General features: G+C 64.9%; 2 protein-coding genes. One reads left to right on the forward strand and one right to left on the reverse strand.

The annotated features are described in order from the left end of the window. The first annotated feature begins 319 nt into the window (after nt 1-319). The gene (locus RMN84_RS06950; RefSeq protein WP_309611456.1) at nt 320-2,311 is read left to right on the forward strand and encodes a TIR domain-containing protein; all 1,992 of its coding nucleotides are present in this window, start codon (nt 320-322) and stop codon (nt 2,309-2,311) included. A 10-nt stretch (nt 2,312-2,321) separates the two neighbouring features. Here RMN84_RS06950 and RMN84_RS06955 read toward each other — a convergent pair whose 3' ends face one another. After that, the gene (locus RMN84_RS06955; protein ID WP_309611457.1) at nt 2,322-2,570 is read right to left on the reverse strand and encodes a glutaredoxin domain-containing protein; all 249 of its coding nucleotides are present in this window, start codon (nt 2,568-2,570) and stop codon (nt 2,322-2,324) included. Nucleotides 2,571-2,750: the final 180 nt, after the last annotated feature.

Raw genomic sequence — 2,750 nt, forward strand, 5'->3', positions numbered from 1 at the left:
CATTAAGCGTTTCGGCCGCTGGCCGGACCAACATGGTCGGCTTCCGTCGAGCGGACTTTTGTGAAACCCTTGCCGCCGCCCCGACCCCATGCCGACGCGGCATCCGGCAACAGCGGGTCAACAGGCGGCCGAGCCTTGGCACACAGCAAAGGAACGACGCCGCCCGCGGAACCCACTCCGCCAGACGGGCGCGCCTATAGGCGAGAATGCCATGTCGAGCAAGTCGAGCCCGGAGAGGGACGGTTCGCTTTCGCCCACGCCATCGGCCGTTGCATTGACTCGATTGGGGCCGCGGCGCAGCTTTCCGACGGGAGACAACATGGGGCGCATTTTCGTCAGTTATGCGCACGAAGACCGCGACAGCGCAGAGCGCCTGGCGCGTCTTTTGGACGAGCATCACCACGCCGTATGGTGGGACCGCCATCTCGAAGGCGGTGAGGAATTCTCGTCCGAGATCGAAACCGAGCTCGACGCCGCAGAGATTGTCATCGTTGCCTGGTCGAAAGCCTCGGTCAAATCGCGCTGGGTCCGTGACGAGGCCGCAGCCGGCGGCGATTCCGGCCGACTGCTCCCGGTATCGCTCGACGGGTCGCTGCCGCCGATCGGTTTCCGCCAGTTCCATACCCTCGACCTGTCTGGCTGGAAGGGTGGCAAGCGAGACCCGAGGTTGGCCGAACTGGTTCATTCGGTGGATAAGCGGCTGGCCCGAAAGCGCATCGCGCCCGCCGCCGCCCCGCCGAGTGATGCGCCACCCGCGAAGCGCGCCTTCGCGGTGTCGCGGCGGTGGCTGACAGCGGCGGCTGTGCTGGCCGTCGTCCTCGCTGGCGCGGTCGGCGCCTGGCTGTTCACGAACAGCGATGCGCCGGGTTCGGCGCCACTCAAGCCGACCATCGCGCTGGTGCCGTTCGTTGCCGCCTCGTCGGATCCGGCCCTGGCCCAGATCGCGATCCAAAGCCGCGATTCGATCGCGCACGCCTTTTCCCAGAGCGGGGTGCCGGTAAGCATCGTCAGCGCCGTGCCGCAGGCGGGACACGCCGGAGTCGATTTCCTGATCGGCGGCAACTTCGCCAGAAGCGGCGGCAAGATCGTCGCGACGATAAGGCTCGACGAGGCGGCGACGGGCACGACGGTCTTCTCGCACCAGTTTGAAGCGGGTAGCCCCGATGCCGAATCCCTGCCCGAGCGGATTGGCGCGCAAATGGCGGGGAACCTGACCTGGGGGTCGCCGCTGCTGATCCTCGATCGCCGGCATCCGATCGAGCCGGCCCTAATGGCAGACCTGCTCAAGGCAAGCGACTTCGGCGGCGACCCTCTTCAGGGCTATCAGGCAGAGAGGAGCGTGGCCGAAAAGGCGCCCGAAATTGGCGCCGCCCAACTCGGCGTGGCCTTTGATACGGCGTTCGTGCTCGACCAACTTCCGCGGAGCGAACGAGCAGAGGCGGTTGCGGTCGCGCGGCGGGCCGCCGATCGCGCGGCGAAACTGCTGCCCAGGTTCGGCGACCGCTACGCCACCTGGTGCCTGCTCCACAGCGAAACGATGTTAGCCGAATGCGAACGGAAGCTTCGCGATGGTCGCCGAGTCGATCCCGACGCGCCCTTTCTCAACACCTTTCTCAGCCACCTCCTCCGCAACGTCGGCCGCTTCGAGGAGTCGGGCGATCTCGCGCGTTTGGCTCATGCGCACGATCCCTTCGTCCCGTCGAAGATCGGTTGGCAACTGAAGTCGATCGAATATGACGGCGACCGCGACGCGGCCCGACAATTGTATCAGAAGAGCATCGGCTGGTGGCCCGAATTCCAGGGCATGTACTTTAGGAATCGCTCCTTCGGGCTCCTGGACCGCGCCGATTTTGCTGGTATCCGCCAACTCGAGCTGGAAATCGGACCAAAAGAACTGCCGCCCGGCTATCGCGACAGCACGGCGTTGCTCGCCGCGCTCAAGTCGCGATCGGCGGTCGCCGCGAAGCAGGCCTGCCAAGGCACCGATGCGTTGCTCGTCAACACCCGCTGCATGCTCGCGTTGGCGACGCTCGGCGACCTGGACGGGGCCTACGCGATCGCCGACAAGCTTTATCCACGGCGCGTAGGACGCAACGATGCCGAGACCGAGCAAATATGGCTAGATGAGCCAGACGGGACCGCGCCGCTTGAATTTGTCACCTCGCCAGCCTCCGCGCCACTGCGCCGCGACCCGCGCTATCTGGCGTTAGCGGAGCGGGTTGGATTGTTGGCCTATTGGCGATCGGGGCCGTTGCCCGATTTCTGCCGCATCAATCCAGAACCGATATGCCCGCGCCTGCGGCACCGATAGCGCCAAGGCGTCAGGCGTCCTGGTCGGCCAGATACTCCGCGACATCCTCGCTTCCGCCAATGCGCTTGGCGTCGATGAAGAATTGCGGGGTGGTCGCGACCTGGTGCTTCATCTTGAACGCATCGACTTGTTCGCGGCTGCTCAGGATATGCTCATCATGCTCGACCCCGGCGTCTTCGAGCATCTGCTTGGCGCGAACGCCATGAGGGCATTCGTGGCCGGGCAGGACCATGCGGTAAAGTTCGGCTTTCGTGGTCATCAATATCTCCGCATGAAAAAGGTTTCGATCCAGCGCGCGAGTGACGCACCAGTTCCGGGTTGCCGTCCGCTACCCGACTGGACGATGCCCCCGCCCCGACGTTAAACCTCACCCGAACAAGGAAATTCAGGAGAGACCCATGAGGACGCTTACATGCCGCACGGCGCTGATTGCGCTGGG

Origin of the sequence: Sphingomonas sp. (assembly GCF_031380695.1) — a bacterium.
Taxonomy (GTDB): domain Bacteria; phylum Pseudomonadota; class Alphaproteobacteria; order Sphingomonadales; family Sphingomonadaceae; genus Sphingomicrobium.